Raw genomic sequence first — 19,174 nt, forward strand, 5'->3', positions numbered from 1 at the left:
CACTTTCTAGTTTCTGAAGGCGATTAATTGAGAAATCCACAGGAAAAGCAAACTTGTTTTAGGAGCGTTTACCGGAAAACAGGGCCAAAACAGAACGCCTTATTGTTGCGCTTGTTGCTCGGTTTTCAGTTCTTCCCAGTATTCCACCGCTCTGCGGAAGTGCGGAATCACGATGGAACCACCAATCAAATTCGCGATGGCGAAAACCTCGTATACCTCCTCATCTGAGAGGCCGCACTCAAAGCATTTGCCCAGGTGGTATTTGATGCAGTCATCGCAGCGAAGCACCATGGAGCATGCCAGGCCCAGCATCTCTTTGGTCTTCACATCCAGGGCACCTTCGGCGTAAGCATTGGTGTCAAGGTTGAAAAAGCGTTTAATCACTTTATTGTCCGCCTCCATGATCTTCTCGTTCATGCGGGTGCGGTAGTCGTTGAATTCTTTTATTAAGCTCATTGTTGTGCTGAATTAATAATGGGATGATGTTAGCCCGTATGCAAAGTTACATCAAATAAACGGCAAGTATTTATGTTGCAGCTGCAGACCGAGTTCCGGACGCTCTACCATGACCTCCTGGCCTTGTTATTTCCGGAGGAATGTCGGGCCTGTGCCGGCGAACTAGTCCTAGGCGAAGAGGTCATCTGCAGTCATTGCCGCATCAAACTACCCTACACCAATTACCACCTCTCCCCTACTGACAACCCTTTGCACCGGGTTTTCTGGGGTCGGGTTCCGGTACAACTGGCGGTGGCGTACCTCAAGTTCCAAGAGAAAGGACGCGTGCAGCGGCTCCTGCACCAACTCAAATACAAAGGACAGGAAGAGGTGGGTGAAACCTTAGGCCGATGGTTTGGGGACGCTCTCAAAAGTCAGGAAGCTTTTCAGGAAGTAGAAGTGGTAGTGCCCGTTCCCTTACACCGAAGTAAACGCAGGCAAAGAGGCTACAACCAGGTGGAAGGATTTGCCCGAGCCATTGCCGAGGCGTTAACTGTTCCTTTGTCTACTGAAGCCTTGCGGAAGAACAAAAGCCAGGGCACTCAAACCACCAAGAACCGACAAGCCCGCTGGGAGGCCATGAAGCAACTGTATGCGATTGGGCAGGCAGAGGAAATAACGGGCAAGCACGTGTTGCTGGTAGATGATGTGATTACCACCGGTGCTACTCTGGAGGCATGCGCTGATCTGCTACTCAAACATGGGGCTCGGGCCGTGAGTGTGGCATCCATTGCCTACACTTTATAAAAGGGGCTATAAAACAAAGAAGGCCGGTTTTCACCGGCCTTCTTTGTTTTATAGAAACTGATCTTATTATCTGTTGGAGCCAGTGTTGATCATGGCGCAACGGAAACCAATGGTAGAAGTAGCAGAATCCTGGTCCATGAACCTACGAGTTCCTGGTGATAACCAGTACGCCACGTCTTTCCAGGAACCACCTTTGTACACGCGCACGGTGTTGGTGATCAAGGACTGGAAGCCGGCTACGTCATAGTTGGTAGTGTCGTCCATTACCCCGTTGCGACGCACTGGGTTCAGGTCTTCCACATCCTGGAACGAAAGCGGACGGTACACGTCTTGCACCCACTCGTTCACGTTACCGGCCATGTTGTACAGACCAAAATCGTTCGGCGGATAAGCGTACACGTACTCGGTGATCATGGCGCCGTCGTTCAAAGAACCGGCAATACCGGCGTAGTCACCGCGGCCACGCTTAAAGTTAGCCAGGAACTGGCCTTGGTTCTTGCCGTAAGGGTTACGCACCTGGTGGCCATCCCAGGGGTAGATACGCTTGTTGCTTTGGTTTTCTTCCTCGTCCAGCTGGGTGCCAATCAGGGCTTGCGCCGCGTACTCCCACTCGGCTTCTGTGGGGAGACGGTAGTTAGGCAATACCGCGCCAGACTCAATAGGAGGCGTGCTGCCTTCGGCCAGTTCACCGTCATACTCAGCCGCCAGGTTTTTGTTCACCATAGCAGTTCTCCAGGTACAGTAGTCCTGGGCCTGCAACCAGCTCACCCCTACCACTGGATAGTACCGGAAACCTGGGTAACGCAGGTAATAGCTCACGTAAGGGTCGTTGAAAGACAACTCACGCTCCCACACGGTAGTGTCGGGCAGGGCTTTGGTATAGATTTCTTCTGAAGAGTCTTTTCTGATGTAGTGCAGGTACTCCAGCCAGTGAATGTTGGCTACCTCTGCCTCATCCATGTAGAAAGAGGCCACTGTAACGGTACGCTCAATGTTGTCACGGGTCATGGCCACATCTTCCTCAGAAGAGCCCAGGGTGGTTCTACCTCCTTCAATAAATACCAAGCCTGGTCCTTCGGGTACGTCAGAATAGTCTGCTACCGCAAAGCCGCCTTCTTCATCATCGTAGGCGATTCCGGTGGCTGTACTATTCTTCCCGGGGTTTTGGCTGGTGGGAAGTTTGTTCTTGGAGCAGGAGGAGAAAACCATAGCTCCTGCGGCCAGCACGTACAGTAAATGTTTAGACAGTTTCATAAAATCGGTAAATACCAGGTAAAATTGTATTCTTTTGGTCAAATGTGGCTTTTAACACGCAATGATATAGAAAATTAGAATGCTGGGCAAGCAATACGATTGTATTTTTTGTCGTACCCTAACCGTTTGAAAATCTTCAAGTAATCCACTTTCTCAAAGGAAAGAACCAGTTCGTGCGAGGGACCCACGGCAATTGGACTGGAAGCCAGCGGATGCCGATAACCATATCCTACCTTAAATCCTTTATGCGTAACGCCAACTATCCCTTGTATAGTACTGGCCAGCGAAGTATTTTTTGTCCCCGGTAACAGTGTCATTCCCAACCCCATGGTAACAGGCGTTATGTTTGCGTAAATGGTTGCGTCTAAGCGAGTAAAGGTACGTTGTTGCGTATACGAAAGTGTGGGCGTAAAGCTGATTTCTTCAAAGTGATTTTTATCAAAATAGCTTCTGGCGTAGAACTTGTACCCGGTCTGCACCTGAAAGGTTGGGGCCATGGTGGCACCAGTGGCTTCCCCCACGGTAGGACTATTGACATGATGCCCCGATACGCCCACCCAGAATTGGCGGGTGTAGAGCAAAAGCCCCCCAGAAACCGTCAGGTAAGAGGTTCTGTCCAGGCCAAATGTTTCAGCGGTGGGGTTCAGGACAGTGCCGTTACCGCCCAGTTGGTCTTCAAAGACCAGGCTGCTGGCCGAGGGCTTCTGGGCCCCGTACCCCACCTGCAAACCGGCGCTCAGGTCTAGCTTTTCTCTTAGTTTGGTGTGGTAGGCATACAGCGCGCCCAGTTGTATTTTCTGGTACCCACCGGCCGGGGCCTTGTCGGTCATGAAGGTGGCGCCTATGGCGTTGCGGTTGTTCTCAAACCGGTATTCCCCGCTGGCCCATTGGGTGCTGAACCCGTTCTGCACGCCCACCCATTGCGCGCGGTGCCCGGCCGTGATGCTGTAGTCAGACAATAAACCGGTAAAAGCGGGGTTAAGGAAAAGACGGTGCGCATACGGCAGGGTACTTGTATTTTCCTGGGCCAGCCCTTGAGCGCAGGGCGCCAGCAGCAGCACCCCGGCCAGCAGGTACCATTGCTTGGTCACCAGCTGCGGAGAGGGCAAGAGACACAGAAATTGCATGACCCGGCGGGTGAGAATATTCATTTGAAAATACCTAAACTTACAGGTTGAAAACACACAAGCATTGACATGAAGAAAGTAGTTATAGGGCTGGCCGTATTTCTGGTAGTGGTGCTGGCCGCCGCTGCCTTACTACCTGTTTTATTCAAAGATAAGATTAAGGAGCGGCTGGATAAAGAAATCGCCAAAAGTATCAACGCCCGCGTTATATACGAAACAGATAACGTAAGTCTGTCCCTGTTTCGCACATTTCCAGACCTGGGGCTGAGCGTGAAAGAACTTACCATAGTGGGCAAAGACTCCTTCCAGCGCGACACCCTGGCCTACCTGCCCGATTTCAGTCTGGGCCTGGATCTGATGAGCGTTATGTCCGGCGACCAGATGGAGATCACCTCGGTGCAGCTGCAGGAACCCCGCATTAAGTTACTCGTGCTCAAAAGCGGAAAAGCCAACTGGGACATCTTCCTCCCCGACACCGCCGCTGCCCCGGAAGCGCAGGACACCACCGATTTCAAGATGGGCATTGACCAGTGGAAGATCAACAACGGCCAGCTGGTGTACCAAGACCTGAGCATTCCGTTTGGGTTGACCGCCTACAACGTGCAGCACACTGGCAGCGGAGACCTGGCCAAAGACGTCTTTGACATGGAGACCCAAACGCAGGCCGAGCGCTTCACCATGACCTACGGCGGTGTGAACTACATTGAGAACAAAAAGTTGGACGCCGACGTGACCCTGGCCATGGACCTGGCCAATGGCAAGTACACCTTCAAAGACAACCATTTCAAGCTGAATGATTTTGCCCTGGGCATGGCTGGCTCCATTGCCATGCCCACCGAGGACATCAACCTGGACCTTACCTTCAAAGCCCTGGAGACCGACTTTAAAACGCTCTTCTCCCTGGTGCCCGGGGTGTACACCCAGCAGTTCAAAGACGTACAGACCGATGGCAAGATCGCCTTCAACGGCTTCGTGAAAGGGGTGTTCAACGAGACCTCCCTGCCGGGCTTCGGCGTGGACCTGCAGGTGAACAACGGTACCTTCCAGTACCCGGACCTGCCGCAGGCCGCCAAAAACATCAACATTGACATGAGCGTGAAGAACGCCGACGGCAACCTGGACCATACCGTGGTAGACGTGCGCAAGCTGCACCTTGACTTAGGCAAGAACCCCGTAGATGGCCGGGTGCTCATAGACGGGCTGGAGCCTATGAAGGTAGACGGCAACCTGAAAGCCCGGTTAGACCTGGCCGAGGTCACCAAAGTATTTCCGGTGGAGGGCACCACCCTGCGCGGCCTGCTGGACGTGAACGCCCAGGCCAAAGGCGTGTACTTTGAAGAGCACATGCCCGTGGTCACCGCCGTGCTCAACCTCACCAACGGCTACGTGAAATCGGCCGACTTCCCCGCGCCGCTGGAGCAGGTGACCGTTGCCTCTACCGTGACCAACCGCACCGGCAACGCCGCCGACACTGACATTCAGATTTCCCGCTTCCGGATGCTGCTGGACAAAGAGCCCCTGGAAGGCCGCGTGTTTGTGAAGAACCTGGCCCAACCCCAATTTGATGCCGATATCAAGGGCGTGCTGGATTTGACCAAACTCACCAAGATCTTCCCCATTGAAGGCACCACCCTCAGCGGCCGCCTCAACGGCAACATCCAGGCCAAAGGCAAGATGACTGACGTGGATGCCGGCCGCTACGGCAACGTGCAGGCCAGCGGAACGGTGCAGATCGCGCAGCTTAACTATAAGAGCACCGATCTGCCCCAAGGCATGCGCATCAACTCGGCCAGGGCCACGTTCAACAATGAGCAGGTGGCGCTGCAGCAGCTGAACGGCTACCTGGGCAAGAGCGACGTGCAGATGGATGGCACCGTGTCTAACTACATGGGCTACTTGTTCTCTGAGAACCAGCCCCTGCGCGGGAGCTTCACCCTGAAGTCAACCAATTTCAACGTGAACGAGTGGATGGTAGACGAGCACACCGGCCAGGCAGTTCCGGCCTCTACACAGGAGGCGCAGGGCGTGGTGCAGGTACCCGCCAACCTGGACATGGTGTTGACAACCCAGGCCGGCACGGTGATCTATGACAACCTGAAGCTGCAGAACCTCAAAGGGAAAATTGCGCTTAAAGACCAGATAGCCAGGTTAGAGGACGTTTCTTTCAACACGCTGGGCGGCCAGTTTTCCACCACCGGGTCGTATGACTCCAGAGACCTTATCCACCCTAAGTTTTCGTTTGGGTTAGACATCAAGAGCCTTGATTTTCAACAGGCGTTCAATGCCTTCAACACCATCCAGCACCTGGCCCCCATCACCAAGTTGCTGAAGGGAGAGTTCACCACCAAGTTCACCCTTAACGGGGAGCTGGGCAGCGACATGATGCCGGTGTTGAGCAGCCTTACCGGCAAAGGAATGGTGGAAGTGGTGGAAGCCGTAGTGGCCAATATCAAGGCCCTGGGCAAGATCAGCCAGCTGACCAACCTGAATGAGCTGCAGAGCTTCACCCTCAAGAACCGGGGCTTCGCCGCCGAGATCGTGGGCGGAAACCTGGTGGTGAAACCCTTCGATTTCTCGGTGGGCGATATTAAGATGACCGTAGGCGGCACCAACAACCTCAGCGGCAAAGTAGACTACGTGGTGGCCATGGACGTGCCTTCGGGCAAGGTAGGGAATGCCCTGGCGGGGAAAATCACCAGCCTTACCGGGGTGCAGAACCTCAACAGCCTGGAGCGGGTTACCCTGCAGCTGGGCGTTACCGGTAATTACAATGACCCCGCCGTAGCCCTGAAGGGCAGCAGCCTGAAAGCAGAGGCCTCTACCCTGGTAAAACAGGTGGTAACCAGCAAGCTGGAGAACGTGAAGGAAAAGCTGAACGTGAACGTGCCTACCAACAAAGACAGCCTCAGGGCCGAACTGGCTCGTAAGCAGCAGGAGGCCGAGCTGAAGGCCCGCCAGGAACTGGAGAAGAAACGCCAGGAGGCGGAGCAAAAATTAAGGGAAGAAGCTAAGTCACGACTGAACAAGCTGTTAAGCCCCAGAAAGCCGGCCGCTACGGCACCCGCCGATACTTCCACGAAACAATAGCTGTTCCAGTGGCATAAAGTTTGTTTTAGGGCTGTTTATCTGAAAGCAGGCCTAAAACAAACTTTTTGTTTTAGGTGGTTCTACTTTTTCATTGGTGCCCGTACAAAGGCCTGCTACAGAAATAGCTATTTCCCACCTTACCTTTTTACATGAGAAAGAGATTCTTTTTTGCCCTGTTGTGGACGGCAGCCCTTGGGTTTGCCGCTTGTTCAGATGAAAGTGATCCGGTTGGGTCAGCGCACCTGGAAGTTCGCCTGACCGATGCTCCCGGCGATTACGAGGAAGTAAACGTTGACATCCGGTCTGTGCAGATCCTACGCGAAGCCGCCGATGATGGCACCGACTGGATGACGCTGGACCACATCTCTCCCGGGGTGTACAACTTATTGGATTTTACCAACGGCCGCGACACTTTACTGGCCTCTTCTACCCTGCCGGCTGGCCGTATCTCGCAGATCAGATTAGTGCTGGGAGACAACAACTCCCTTAAATTGAAAGGTGTGGCAAGCCCTCTACCTTTGACTACCCCCAGCGGCCAAACCTCTGGCTTGAAGTTGCAGATCAACACCAATCTGGAGGCCGATGTGACCTATGTCCTGCTTCTGGACTTTGATGCCGCCAAGTCAATTGTTCCACGTGGCAACAGCGGGCAGTACAACCTAAAGCCGGTAATCAGGACCCTTACCCAGGCAGTGGCGGGTGGCATTAGAGGAACTGTAACGCCCGCAACGGCCAAACCAGGCATTCTGGTGATCTCCGCCGCGAACGACACCATTGGGGGTTTCGCCGACGAAGCCGGAAATTACCTGATCAAGGGTGTACCGGCCGGCACCTACAAAGTGCAGTTCAGCACTGTGGCTCCTTACCAGAACAAAGAGCTTACCAACATTGTGGTTACCAATGACCAGATCACGCAAGTACCAACTGTGGATCTGGATTAGGTTCTGCCTGATAGAGAAAAGAAAAGGGGGAAGCTGTTTCAGCCTCCCCTTTTCTTTATGGTCAATGTTCGTTTAGGCACCGTTTTCAGGAAATCGGCCCCAAAACAGAGTCAAGTCAAATCTCCAGATCCTGGCCGTACTGCACCCGCACGTAGGTCACGTAATCTGAGTTGATGGGCTCATGGCCCGCCAGGCGCAGCTCGCGGGAAACCTGCCCGCGGTGGTACGTGGCGTGGTTAATGGCGTGGGTGAGGATATCGCGCACCTTGGTAGAGTAGGCTTTGCCCTGGGTGTTGGTGTACTCAATGGTGCGGTCCAGTTCTGCCTCATCGGCGGCGGTGTACAGTTCCAGCAGTTTAGGCGAGGTCTGCTCATGCAGGCGGTGCAGTTCTTCCAGGGTGTGTCGCTGCAGCACGGTAACCGGGCTCTTGGTGCCGGTAATACGGGCAATCCAGATGGCCTGGGCGTTTAAGACGTGGCTGAACATGAGTTGCGCATAGTCAGGCAGGTCGCCCTCAAGGCGGTCCAGGCTTTTGAGTATGCGCCAGTTTGCCCATACGTTGTATTCGGCCAGGTTCTTTAGTACATCGTTTGAAGTCATGGGTAAGGTAAATTGGTACACAAAAGGCTTCTGCCTTTCAGAATCGGGCAAAAGTAGTAAACGTGGGGTTGAGAATGAATGTTTATTTCACTTTTGCAGCAAAGCCACCCCGTACGGAAAAAACACCAGCATACCGGCAACCGCCGCCGTGACCGCTGCCACCAGTACGGCGCCCGCGGCGATGTCCTTCGCTTTTCCGGCCAGCGGATGCCTGCCCGGCGAAACCAGGTTCACCACCACCTCCAGCGCCGTGTTGAACAGTTCGGCCATCCAGACCAACCCGATGGACAAGGTAATCACCACCCATTCCAGCGGGGTAAGCCCCACATAGAAGCCCAGGGCCACCACCCCGCCCGCCGACAGCACATGCCAGCGTAAGTTGATCTCTGACCGGAAGGCGGCGGCAATCCCCTTGAGGGCGTACCCAAAGCTGTTGAGGCGTCTTCTGATGAACGTGGGCGGGCGTCTTTCCATGGTTGCTTTCTACGGAAGGGCTAAGGGCAAGGTGCCCTTGGGCTTACCGCAGTTTTTTACGGATATCTATAAAGAAGGCCACTCCGGGAGTGGCCTTTCTTGGGTAAAGCTACGCGCTGGCATTATACTTTAATGATGATGTTCTTGCGGTACATCATATAAAGTACGGCCATCCAGAAGAAAATCCAGGTAAGGGCCCAGGCCAGGGAAGCGTTGTACGGGCTCAGGTGAGCGGTATAGAACGTCTCATACAGGAAGGTCTTGCTGTCTACCTCGCCGGCAGACGTGTTTACCCTAATGAGCGCCATGATTCTGGGGATAATGCCCGACAGGAAGAAGACCGTGATGGCATTTACCCCATACACCAGAAACGGCGTGGTGAATCTCTGATAGCCTTTTACGTCAATGAGCCAGTAGCACAAGCCCAGGCCCAGCATGGCCAGCCCACCGGTGTACAACACATAGGAGCTGGTCCACAGGCTTTTGTTGATGGGGAAGTGCAGGTCCCAGACCATACCCAGGCAGGTGCAGATCACGCCCCACACCATCAGCCAGGCAATTTTGTTACCGGGCTCGTCTTTCTTCTTAAGCCACTGCCCCACCAACACGCCCAGGAGCGCGGTAGCCACTGCGGGCAGCGTACTCAGGATTCCCTCAGGGTCCCACACCTTGGTAGACTTCCAGAGGTGACCGGGCAAGAGGGTGTTGTCTAGCCAGGCGGCCAGATTGGTGGTGGGCTGCAGATTGGCCCCTCCTATCCCCGGAACGGGGGCAAACATCATCAAGGCCCAGTACCCTATCAGCAGCGTGGCAATAATCGCCAGCTGGGTGCGCCGTTCGGTTTTCAGGAAGATGATGCCGGCAATGATGAACACCACACCAATGCGCTGCAGCACGCCGGGGATTCTTACCGTTTCAAAGTCAAATTTGGGAAAAAGGGCCAAAAACAGACCCAACGCAAACAGGGTGAGCCCGCGCCTGACTACCCGCAGAATGGTGGCCGAATGGGTTTCTGGGAGCTGTCTGGCCCCGGAGAGCGCGTACGCGATGGACACCCCCACTATAAACAAAAAGAAGGGAAACACCAGGTCGGTGGGGGTGCACCCGTGCCAGGCGGCATGCCTGAGGGGGGCGTAGATCTTGCCCCAGTTGCCCGGGTTGTTCACCAGGATCATGGCCAGCACGGTGATGCCTCTGAACACATCCAGTGACTTCAGTCTTGGTAGTATGCGCTTCGCCTCAGTATCTTTGAGGTTTGCTTCTGGGTTGGGGGCAGGTGATGAAGAGACAATGTTCACGTGATGATTAGGTTAGGGATGTAGGACAATGGGCTTTTTAATGTTTAAGGGCAGCGGTTGGTAGAGGAAGAGCCGGCAAGATATCAGTTTCTAGGAAAACCATAAGCCGCTTTTTGGTAAGCGGCGCAACGTGCTGGGGTGGCAGCAGGCTGCCGGGATTTTCCGCAAAACAAGCTACCAGCCAGAGGAAAGGACTGTTTAGGCAGCGTACGTTAACTTATTTTTTAATTTAATTGATTTTTATACCATATTAAATTAAAAATATTTAATAATGCTTGGTCATGAAAAAAAGCTTCTCTATATTTTCTGCCAATATACAGGCCTATCTCCTTGCGTGCCAACTCCCTGATCCTGGCTCTTCAGCAGCCCTTTTTAGCAAATTCTTACAGAATTAACTTAATAGTAGCTTGCTTTTTATTTAAAAACATAAAACAAGTATGCAAAAGGGCAAATTTTTTAAGAAATCCATAATATTGCACCTAGATTTATCTACCCAGCTATTGCCTTGTTTCACTTTCAAATTTAACTGCCGATGAGTCTATAAAATGATCCCCCTAGTCAATTCTAAATGATTGCAGATCAACTACAAAAAAACAATCAGTTCTCCTAAATCCTTTCTTATGAAAATAATGTTACGGCTTATGCTGTTCGCCTTGAGCATATGTATTGCTCAGGCAGGTTTTGCCCAAAGCAAAACAATTACCGGGAGGGTAACCTCCGCGGAAGACGGTTCCGCCATGCCAGGCGTGAGCGTGGTGGTAAAAGGAACCACCAACGGTACTTCCACTGATGCCGATGGAAATTACTCTATCCAGGCCCCGCAGGGCAGTGTGTTGGTGTTCAGCTTTATTGGCGCGCTGCCGCAGGAGCTGACCGTGGGCGACGCTTCAACCATGAACGTGAGACTAGGCTCAGATGCCAAGGCTCTTGATGAAGTGGTGGTGGTAGGATACGGTACCCAGAAGAGAAGCGACGTGACCAGCGCCGTTTCTACCGTAGACACCAAAGTGCTGGAGTCAAGACCAATCACTGACGTTGGACGTGCCTTACAGGGTACCACGCCAGGTTTGACCATCACCAGCCCTTCTGGACAAATTGGGCAGAACCCTTCTATTAAACTGCGCGGTACCACGGGTACCTTAAGCCCAGGGGGCGGTGGCGCTCAGCCCCTGATCCTGGTAGACAACGTAGAGGTACCCAGCTTGCAGTTGGTGAACCCAGAAGACATTGAGTCTATCTCTGTGCTGAAAGATGCGGCTTCTGCCTCTATCTATGGTGCCAGAGCGGCCTGGGGGGTAATCCTGATCACTACCAAAACCGGTAAGAAGGGCTCCCCTACCCGCGTGAACTACTCTAACAACTTCTCCTGGAACAAACCAACCCAGACACCAGAAATGGCCTCTGCCGCAGATGCCGGTGCCATGGCCCTTGCTTCAGCCAGAAGAAGAAACCCTAACCTCACTGAGATGGGGATTGTAGGGGTGTACTTTGATGACGTGGCCATCCAGAAGATGCGCGAGTGGGAGCAGCTGTACGGCGGACAGGACCTGGGTCCTGAAATGGTGATGGGTCGTGACTTTGAAGTAAGAAACGGCCGTCTGTTCTTCTACAGATCATGGGACCCTGCCGAAATGTATATGCGTGAATGGACTCCCATGCAGAAGCATGACCTTTCTGTGTCTGGCGGCAGCGAGAAAACTACCTACCACATTGGGGCTGGATTCCTGGGCCAGTCTGGAGTATTGAAAGTAAACCCAGATGAGTTCAACAGATACACCCTTAACCTGAACGTAAGCACCAGCGTGACCGACTGGCTGGATACCAGAGCCAGAGTATTGTACGCCAACACGCTTACCACAGAACCTTTCAACTTTGGCTCTGCTACCTATGACCCATGGTACTACCTGTACAGATGGCCGGTAAACTTCCCTTATGGTACGTATGAAGGCAAGCCTTTCAGAAGCGCCATCACTGAGGTGGAGCAAGCCAAGATGAATGACAACAGAACTTCCCTGTCAAGAATTGCCGTGGGTGGTACCCTTAAGCCATTCGCCGGTTTAACCATTGACGGTGACTTTACTTACAACAACACTGCCGGCCAAGTACACCAGACTGGTGGGTCTGTAAGCGCCTACAACTACTGGACAGGTGGAGGTACCTGGCCGTACGGTCCTTACACTACCGCTGCCTATGACAAGGTGCGCTATGAGACCAGCCGCAGAGAGCAGCTGACAGGAAAAGCCTTCGCTACCTACACCAAGAACATCAGTGACCACTCTATTAAGGTAATTGCCGGTGGTGACATTGAGCAGATGGAGTACTGGTGGCACGCTTCTGAAAGAAGAGGTCTCCTCAACGCAGACCAGGGAGAGCTTCCGTTGGCTACCGGTGACCAGCTGGTGTTTGGTGACCGTGACAAGTGGTCTACCATTGGTGCCTTTGGCCGTGTGAACTACTCTTACAAGGGCAAATACCTGCTGGAAGTAAACGGAAGATATGACGGTTCCTCCAGATTGTCTAAAGAACAGAAATGGGGCTTCTTCCCGTCTATGTCTGCCGGTTACGTGATCAGTGAAGAGCCTTTCATGCAGTTTGCCAACCCAACGCTTTCTTTCTTAAAACTGAGAGCTTCCTGGGGTGCCATTGGTAACCAGAATGCCAACATCAACAACATCTACTCTACCATGGTCTCCGGCAACTCTGGCTGGGTAATGAACGGAGTGAACACCCTGCAGGTAGGAACGCCCGCGTACGTGGCGGCCCTTACCTGGGAAACCGTTTCAACGCTTGACTTCGGTTTAGATTCAAGATTCTTCAGAGACAAATTTGGCGTGACGTTTGACTGGTATCAAAGAAAGACCACAGACATGCACAGCCCTGGCCTGGTACTGCCCGTTACCTTGGGTGCCGCCGTTCCAAGAAGAAACTTTGGTGAGCTAACCACCACTGGCTGGGAAGTAGCCGTTGACTTTACCCACACCTTCAAAAATGATTTCAAGATTAACGCTACTGCTACCTTAACAGACTTCAAAGAGGTGGTGACTGAGTATGCCAACAACACCGGCATCAACGCAGACCGCCCAGGTAGAAGATTGGGAGACATCTGGGGCTTTGAGACAGACCGTTACTTCACCAAAGATGATTTTGAGCAAGACGCCAACGGCAACCTTATCCTGCAGAACGGCAAGTATGTTATGAAGGAAGGTATTCCAAACCAGGCCTTGTTTGAGAGCGGATGGTTCTTCTACGGCCCAGGTGACGTGAAATACAAAGACCTGAACGGTGACGGTAAAATCACCCGTGGCTCGCAGACCGTGGCAGATCCAGGTGACATGAAGGTGATTGGTAACTCTACTCCTCGCTACCAGTACGGCTTACGCTTAGGGGCAGAATGGAAAGGATTTGACATGAGTGTCTTCTTCCAGGGCGTTGGCAAGCGTGACTTCTGGGGATCTGGCGCCATCGTGATTCCGGGTTTCAGAGCCTCTGAAGCTACTTATTTCGCGCACCAGCTAGACTACTGGACAGAAGAGAACCCTAATGCGTTCTACCCTCGCCTGACAGACGCAGACCAGTCAAACAACGGCAGAAACTTCCTGCCGCAGACCAAGTACCTGCTTGACCTGTCTTACATGAGAGTGAAAAACCTGTCTGTTGGCTACACCCTGCCTAGAACCTTAACGCAGAAAGCCAAGATTGAGCGCGTAAGAATCTACTTCAGCGGTGAGAACCTGTTAACCTTTGACAAACTGGGCGACATTCCAATTGACCCAGAAGTAGACTACACTACCGCCGGATTGAACGACGGAGCAACCTTTGGTCGTGTTTACCCTTACCAAACGAATCTTTCATTTGGTCTTCAGGTAACCCTATAATTGTAAATAGCATGAAAACTAGAATAATAACCGCTTTATTCTTTGCGCTAGGCTTGTTTAGTTGCGAAGATTTCCTTGAGACGCCTCCGGCAGACACCCTCACGGATGAAACCTACTGGACCAATGAGGCAAGCGTGCGAACCTTCTCTTACGGGTTCTACACGGCTTATTTCACGGGCTACGGATCTGGTAACACTTGGGGAAGGTACTTCTCTGGCCAAGGCCTGAACGATGACTTTGCCCCTTCTGCGCCGGCTCAGTTCACGCCCAATGCCGTGCCTGCCACGGCGTCGGCCGCAGGCTGGACCTTTACCTGGGTAAGAAAAGCCAATATCTTCATCAACCGGGTACAGCAGGTGCCTATGGAGCAGGCGGCCATCAACCACTGGAGAGGAATTGGCCGTTTCTTCAGAGGCATGGAGTACCATGACCTGGTGAAAAACTTTGGCGATGTTCCGTGGTACAGTAACTCGCTCACTGAATCCGAAGTAGAGCAACTCTACAAGCCACGCGACTCGCGCACCCTGGTGATGGACAGCGTCCTGGCCGACTTCAGATATGCCGCCGAGCATGTGCGCCTGGAGAATGGTACCAAAGGCCTTACCGTGAACAAAGATGTGGTGTTGGCTTACATGTCAAGAATCTTCCTGTTTGAGGGTACCTGGCAGAAATACCACAACAACAACAGCGCGAAAGCCGCTGAGTACTTAGAAGCTGCCAAGTGGGCGGCCAATGAGGTGATCAAATCTGGCAGATACCGCCTGGGCAACTACAGAGAGGTGTTTAACTCTTTGAGCCTGGTGGGTAACCCAGAGGTTATTCTTTACAGAGAATACGTAGCCGGTACCCTCACGCACGCCCTCAACAGCTACAACAACAAAGAGCCGCAGACCGGTCCGTCTAAAGACCTGATTGACTCTTACCTGGCAAACGATGGTCTTCCAATTGATCTCTCCCCAGCGTACAAGGGTGACCAGGGCATTGCCAACCAAATGGCCAACCGCGACCCAAGAATTGCGCAGACCTTTGTGACCAGCCAACTGAGACTGAACGGCATTGCCGGGAACTACTCTACCACTGGTATTGCCACCCACAAATTCCTGAACGAGTCTATCAAAGACCTGCCCGAGGGAAGCTTGAGCGGTAACCCAACAGATGCGCCGGTGATCCGTTACGGCGAGGTGTTGATCAACTATGCAGAGGCAGCGGCTGAACTGGCTACAGTGGGTGGTCCTGCCCTCACGCAGAATGACCTGGATATCTCTGTGAACGTCTTGAGAAGCAGACCAGGCATCAACATCCCGCACCTGCAGGTGGTGAGCGGCGAGCCAGCGGTGAACGGCCAGGTGTACGATGACCCAGACAGAGATCCTTCTGTTCCGGCCATGATCTGGGAAATCCGTCGTGAGCGCAGAATTGAACTGGTGTTTGAAGGCTTCAGACTAGATGACCTGAAGAGATGGAAAAAGTTGGAGTACACCAACACCGTGACCAACCCAGAGATCAACATGGGCGCCTGGATCAGAAAGGCTGACCATCCGGGGATCAGTGCTGCGGTAGTGCTTGACAAAGACCAGGCAGACACAGAAGGGTACATCACCCCAGCCTGGACTGCCGCTACGCAGAGAACCAGCATTCCAGATAAGTATTACCTGAATCCGCTTCCTCTGGACCAGATAGTGCTCTACAAAGAAAGAGGCGTAACCTTGACGCAAAACCCAGGCTGGGAATAACAGCTAAATAAACCTTGCTTACAGAAGGGGCTTCCTAAGGGAGCCCCTTCTTTTTTTGGTACACCCCACAGAAAGGCCTTGCCGGTAACCCCCGGCAAGGCCTTTCTGTTTTGGCCCTGTTTTGCTGTAAATAGCCCTAAAACAGCCTGCAGGCCCATGCGCAGGCGGATTTCTAAGGGAGCAGGTGCGCGCCCAAACAGGCTTACCAAATGCTGCATATGGCCCTTTTGTTATGGCCCTTCCAAGGCATTGCGCAATGTCTAAAGGTAAATCGATTGAATTTGTAAAAACGGCACTAAAACGGGATGTAAGCTGCTAAGTTGTTATTAAGATAATTGCATAATTAGGGATGTACATTTTAAAAAGCTTTTTTATTGCGATTTAACTTCCCATTAGGTACCTTATTACACAGGATTCCTCTTCTCTATTCTTCATCCTTAATCTAGCAATCATGTTTGCTCACCTATGAATCACTAAACCCTCTCCTATGAAAGTAATTCTACGTTTAACTCTTTTTGCCTTGAGCCTGTTGGTGGTTCAGGCAAGTTTTGCCCAAAACAGTCCCATAACCGGTAGAATCACGTCGGCCGAGGACGGGGCTCCCATGCCGGGCGTGAGCGTGGTGGTGAAAGGTACCACGGTGGGGGCTTCCTCAGACGCAGAGGGCCGTTACTCCATTCAGGCGGCTCCCGGAAGCACCCTGGTGTTTAGTTTTATTGGCATGCTGCCCGTAGAGCGCACCGTAGGAACGGGCACCACGCTGGATGTGGTCATGCGGTCAGACGCCAAAGCCCTGAACGAAGTGGTGGTCACCGCCTTCGGGATTGAGCAGGAGAAAAGGGCCCTGGGTTTCTCGGTGCAGGAGGTCCAGGCCCGGGAGATTGTGGAGACGCAGCAGCCCAACATTGTGAACGCCCTGCAAGGCAAGGTAGCCGGGGTGCAGGTCACCAACTCGGGCGGCGCGCCGGGGGCCTCGGCCATTATGCTCATCCGGGGCGGAACCTCGCTGAGCGGCAACAACCAGCCCCTGTACGTGGTAGACGGCATCCCCATTGACAACTCCACTCCCATCACCCAGGGAGGGCTTGCGGCTGGGCTTGCACCGGGCTCTAACCGGGCCATTGACATCAACCCCGAAGACATTGAAAGCCTCACCGTGTTGAAAGGGCCCACTGCGGCGGCCTTGTACGGCTTACGGGCCGCCTCTGGAGCGGTGGTAATCACTACCAAGAAGGGCAGCGCCGGCAGCACCCGGGTCACGTACTCCAACAGCTTCTCTTTTGATACCGTCAACAAGCTTCCTGAGCTCCAGTCTGAGTACAAGCAAGGCGAGCAGGGTGCCTTTGACGCCACCTCAAATGATTCCTGGGGGCCCCGCTTTGAGGCCGGTGAGCCGGTGTACGACAATCTGAAGAGCATTTTCAAGACAGCCTTCACCCAAAAGCATGACCTGTCTGTGAGCGGCGGCAGCGACCGTTCCACGTTCTTCGCCTCGGCCTCGCACTATGACCAGGGCGGTATTGTGGACAACACCAGCCTGGAACGGAACACCTTTAGATTGACCGCCGAAACCAAAGCGGGCGAGAAATTCAGGATAGGCGGTACCGCCAACTACATTAAAACCGGCCGGGAGTACGTGCTGCAGGGAAGTGCCAACGGCGTGATGGGTGCCGTGTACTGGCCCCGGAACGATGACATGAGCAACTACCTGAACCCCAATGGCACCCAGCGTACCTTCCCCGGCATAGATAACCCGCACTGGGGCGTAAAAAACAAGCCTATTACCAGTGAGGTAGACCGCGTGGTGGCCGTGGGGCACGTGATGTACGATCCGTTTGAGTTCCTGAACATCACCTACCGCCTGGGCACCGACTACTACACCGATAACTTCAAGAGCGTGCGCATGCCGGGCACTACCATTGTGACCGAAGAAAAGGGCGCCCTTTCACAGTCTACCACCAACAGCCAGATCACTACCTCTACCCTGTTGGTGACGGGTAAAAAGTCGTTTGGGAAAAACTTCAACACCAGCTTAACCCTGGGCCACAACGTGGAAGATTCTTACCGGCAAACCACCACCTGGTACGGTAGAAACTTCATAGACCCGGGGTTTGCGGGCATCAACAACGTGGTGCAGGCAGACCGTACCGTGTCGCAGGGAATTTCCAGACGCCGGTTGATCGGGGTGTTCGGGGACCTGAACCTGGACTGGAAGGGCATAGCCTTCCTGAACTTCAGGGGCCGCAATGATTGGTCTTCTACCCTGCCGGTAAACGCCCGGTCTTTCTTCTACCCCGCGGTAAGTACCTCCATTATTGTCACCGACCTTTTGGATGAGCTGGGCGTTACCTCCGGCGAGGGCATTGTGTCCTTCGGGAAAATCAGGGCCTCCTGGGCCCGGGTAGGGAAAGATGCACCGCCGCACGTGCTGGCCACTACCCTGGCTACCGCCACCAACACGTTCACCATTGCGCCCCGGGGCTTTATCTCCAACGCCAATGAGTACTACGGAAACCCGGCGCTCAGACCAGAGTTCACCAACTCCCTGGAGATTGGGGCCGATGTAAGGTTCTTCCGCAACCGCTTCGGCCTGGACTTCACCTACTACAAAACCAGTACCGATGAGCAGATCCTGGGCACGCGTACCCCTCCTTCCTCGGGCTCTTTCCTGGCCTACCTTAACGGCGGGCAGATTGACAACGAGGGCGTAGAGATCATGCTCAACACCCAACCCATCACCAAGGAGAACTTCTCCTGGTCGCTGGACCTGAACTTCGCGAAGAACACCGCCACAGTGAGAGACCTGCCCGGCATGCTGGACAGGGTAGAACTATCAGATGCCTGGGCGGCCAATAACGTGGCGCAGGGCGCGGCCTTCCTGAACGGTTCCCTGTTTGGGATCAATGGCAACGTCTGGAAGCGTGACGCGCAGGGTCGGTTGCTGCTGAGCAACAACGGGTATCCGCAGGTGCAGTCCTTGCTGCAGTCCATCGGGGACAGAAACCCAGACTGGACGGGCGGTATCACCAATACGTTCAATTACAAGACGCTCTCGCTCTCTTTCATGTGGGACATCCGCATTGGCGGCGATATCTACAACGCCACTGAGAACGTGTTGGTGCGCTCGGGCCTGAGCATGAAAACGCTGGACCGCGGCCAGACCAGGGTGTTTGAGGGCATTATTGAGTCTACGGGGCAGCCCAACACCATTCCGGTGGTGCTGGACCAGAACTACTACCAGACCATCTATCCGTTCCATGGCTATGATTTTGTGGAGGATGGCTCCTGGTACAGGCTGCGGTACGTGACCCTTACCTACAACCTTCCCAAGGACTTGTTTACCAGAACGCCCATCAAGAACCTGCAGGTGTTTGGCACCGGCCGCAACCTGATCCTGATCACCGACTATTCAGGGGTTGATCCGGAGGTGTCTGGAAGTGGCGCCGGAGTGGGCGGTTCAGGGTCCTTCGGGTTTGACAACCTGGGCGTACCCGCTACCCGCGGCTTTGACATTGGTTTGAAATTAACGCTTTAACGTGTGC

General features: G+C 53.6%; 12 protein-coding genes. 6 read left to right on the forward strand and 6 right to left on the reverse strand.

The window, feature by feature from the left end; translation table 11 throughout:
• Positions 1-99: 99 nt before the first annotated feature.
• The gene (locus tag JT718_RS06100) at positions 100-456 is read right to left on the reverse strand and encodes a carboxymuconolactone decarboxylase family protein (protein ID WP_205501147.1); all 357 of its coding nucleotides are present in this window, start codon (positions 454-456) and stop codon (positions 100-102) included.
• A gap of 72 nt (positions 457-528) precedes the next feature.
• On the opposite strand from JT718_RS06100, the gene JT718_RS06105 reads away from it, so the two are divergent.
• Positions 529-1,242, forward strand: a complete 714-nt coding sequence (locus tag JT718_RS06105; RefSeq protein ID WP_205501149.1) for a ComF family protein — start codon at positions 529-531, stop codon at positions 1,240-1,242.
• Between the two features lie 66 nt (positions 1,243-1,308).
• On the opposite strand, the gene gldJ is transcribed toward JT718_RS06105, so the two are convergent.
• Together gldJ and JT718_RS06115 are read right to left on the reverse strand one after the other, a co-directional pair.
• Entirely contained in the window at positions 1,309-2,496 is a 1,188-nt protein-coding gene (gene gldJ / locus JT718_RS06110) for a gliding motility lipoprotein GldJ (RefSeq protein ID WP_205501151.1), read from the reverse strand.
• 74 nt (positions 2,497-2,570) lie between these two features.
• The gene (locus JT718_RS06115; RefSeq protein ID WP_205501167.1) at positions 2,571-3,647 is read right to left on the reverse strand and encodes a PorP/SprF family type IX secretion system membrane protein; all 1,077 of its coding nucleotides are present in this window, start codon (positions 3,645-3,647) and stop codon (positions 2,571-2,573) included.
• Positions 3,648-3,692: 45 nt separating this feature from the next.
• On the opposite strand from JT718_RS06115, the gene JT718_RS06120 reads away from it, so the two are divergent.
• On the forward strand, positions 3,693-6,710 hold the full coding sequence (locus tag JT718_RS06120) for an AsmA family protein (protein WP_205501178.1): 3,018 nt from the start codon (positions 3,693-3,695) through the stop codon (positions 6,708-6,710).
• A 149-nt stretch (positions 6,711-6,859) separates the two neighbouring features.
• Positions 6,860-7,651, forward strand: a complete 792-nt coding sequence (locus JT718_RS06125; protein ID WP_205501180.1) for a DUF4382 domain-containing protein — start codon at positions 6,860-6,862, stop codon at positions 7,649-7,651.
• Positions 7,652-7,766: 115 nt separating this feature from the next.
• Here JT718_RS06125 and JT718_RS06130 read toward each other — a convergent pair whose 3' ends face one another.
• The 3 genes from JT718_RS06130 to JT718_RS06140 all read right to left on the reverse strand — a co-directional run bounded on the left by JT718_RS06130 (position 7,767) and on the right by JT718_RS06140 (position 10,024).
• Entirely contained in the window at positions 7,767-8,252 is a 486-nt protein-coding gene (locus JT718_RS06130) for a DinB family protein (RefSeq protein WP_205501186.1), read from the reverse strand.
• 87 nt (positions 8,253-8,339) lie between these two features.
• A complete protein-coding gene (locus tag JT718_RS06135; protein ID WP_205501188.1) occupies positions 8,340-8,726 on the reverse strand; it encodes a diacylglycerol kinase in 387 nt (128 codons plus the stop codon).
• Between the two features lie 122 nt (positions 8,727-8,848).
• A complete protein-coding gene (locus JT718_RS06140) occupies positions 8,849-10,024 on the reverse strand; it encodes an acyltransferase family protein (RefSeq protein WP_317195488.1) in 1,176 nt (391 codons plus the stop codon).
• A 620-nt stretch (positions 10,025-10,644) separates the two neighbouring features.
• Between JT718_RS06140 and JT718_RS06145 the strand changes: the two genes are divergently transcribed.
• From JT718_RS06145 to JT718_RS06155, 3 genes are all read left to right on the forward strand, one after another.
• A complete protein-coding gene (locus JT718_RS06145) occupies positions 10,645-13,899 on the forward strand; it encodes a SusC/RagA family TonB-linked outer membrane protein (protein WP_205501190.1) in 3,255 nt (1,084 codons plus the stop codon).
• A gap of 11 nt (positions 13,900-13,910) precedes the next feature.
• On the forward strand, positions 13,911-15,632 hold the full coding sequence (locus JT718_RS06150) for a RagB/SusD family nutrient uptake outer membrane protein (RefSeq protein ID WP_205501192.1): 1,722 nt from the start codon (positions 13,911-13,913) through the stop codon (positions 15,630-15,632).
• A gap of 487 nt (positions 15,633-16,119) precedes the next feature.
• Positions 16,120-19,167 carry a SusC/RagA family TonB-linked outer membrane protein gene (locus JT718_RS06155; protein WP_205501202.1) on the forward strand — a complete coding sequence of 1,016 codons (3,048 nt, stop codon included), beginning with the start codon at positions 16,120-16,122 and terminating at the stop codon, positions 19,165-19,167.
• Positions 19,168-19,174: the final 7 nt, after the last annotated feature.

Origin of the sequence: Rufibacter psychrotolerans (assembly GCF_016924645.1) — a bacterium.
Lineage (GTDB): Bacteria > Bacteroidota > Bacteroidia > Cytophagales > Hymenobacteraceae > Nibribacter > Nibribacter psychrotolerans.

Excerpts from the sequence above, each read along its gene's own strand:
- gldJ (WP_205501151.1), bottom strand. The coding sequence starts at position 2,496 with ATGAAACTGTCTAAACATTTACTGTACGTGCTGGCCGCAGGAGCTATG.
- JT718_RS06100 (WP_205501147.1), bottom strand. The coding sequence starts at position 456 with ATGAGCTTAATAAAAGAATTCAACGACTACCGCACCCGCATGAACGAG.
- JT718_RS06105 (WP_205501149.1), top strand. The coding sequence starts at position 529 with ATGTTGCAGCTGCAGACCGAGTTCCGGACGCTCTACCATGACCTCCTG.
- JT718_RS06125 (WP_205501180.1), top strand. The coding sequence starts at position 6,860 with ATGAGAAAGAGATTCTTTTTTGCCCTGTTGTGGACGGCAGCCCTTGGG.
- JT718_RS06155 (WP_205501202.1), top strand. The coding sequence starts at position 16,120 with ATGAAAGTAATTCTACGTTTAACTCTTTTTGCCTTGAGCCTGTTGGTG.
- JT718_RS06150 (WP_205501192.1), top strand. The coding sequence starts at position 13,911 with ATGAAAACTAGAATAATAACCGCTTTATTCTTTGCGCTAGGCTTGTTT.
- JT718_RS06120 (WP_205501178.1), top strand. The coding sequence starts at position 3,693 with ATGAAGAAAGTAGTTATAGGGCTGGCCGTATTTCTGGTAGTGGTGCTG.
- JT718_RS06135 (WP_205501188.1), bottom strand. The coding sequence starts at position 8,726 with ATGGAAAGACGCCCGCCCACGTTCATCAGAAGACGCCTCAACAGCTTT.
- JT718_RS06145 (WP_205501190.1), top strand. The coding sequence starts at position 10,645 with ATGAAAATAATGTTACGGCTTATGCTGTTCGCCTTGAGCATATGTATT.
- JT718_RS06115 (WP_205501167.1), bottom strand. The coding sequence starts at position 3,647 with ATGAATATTCTCACCCGCCGGGTCATGCAATTTCTGTGTCTCTTGCCC.
- JT718_RS06130 (WP_205501186.1), bottom strand. The coding sequence starts at position 8,252 with ATGACTTCAAACGATGTACTAAAGAACCTGGCCGAATACAACGTATGG.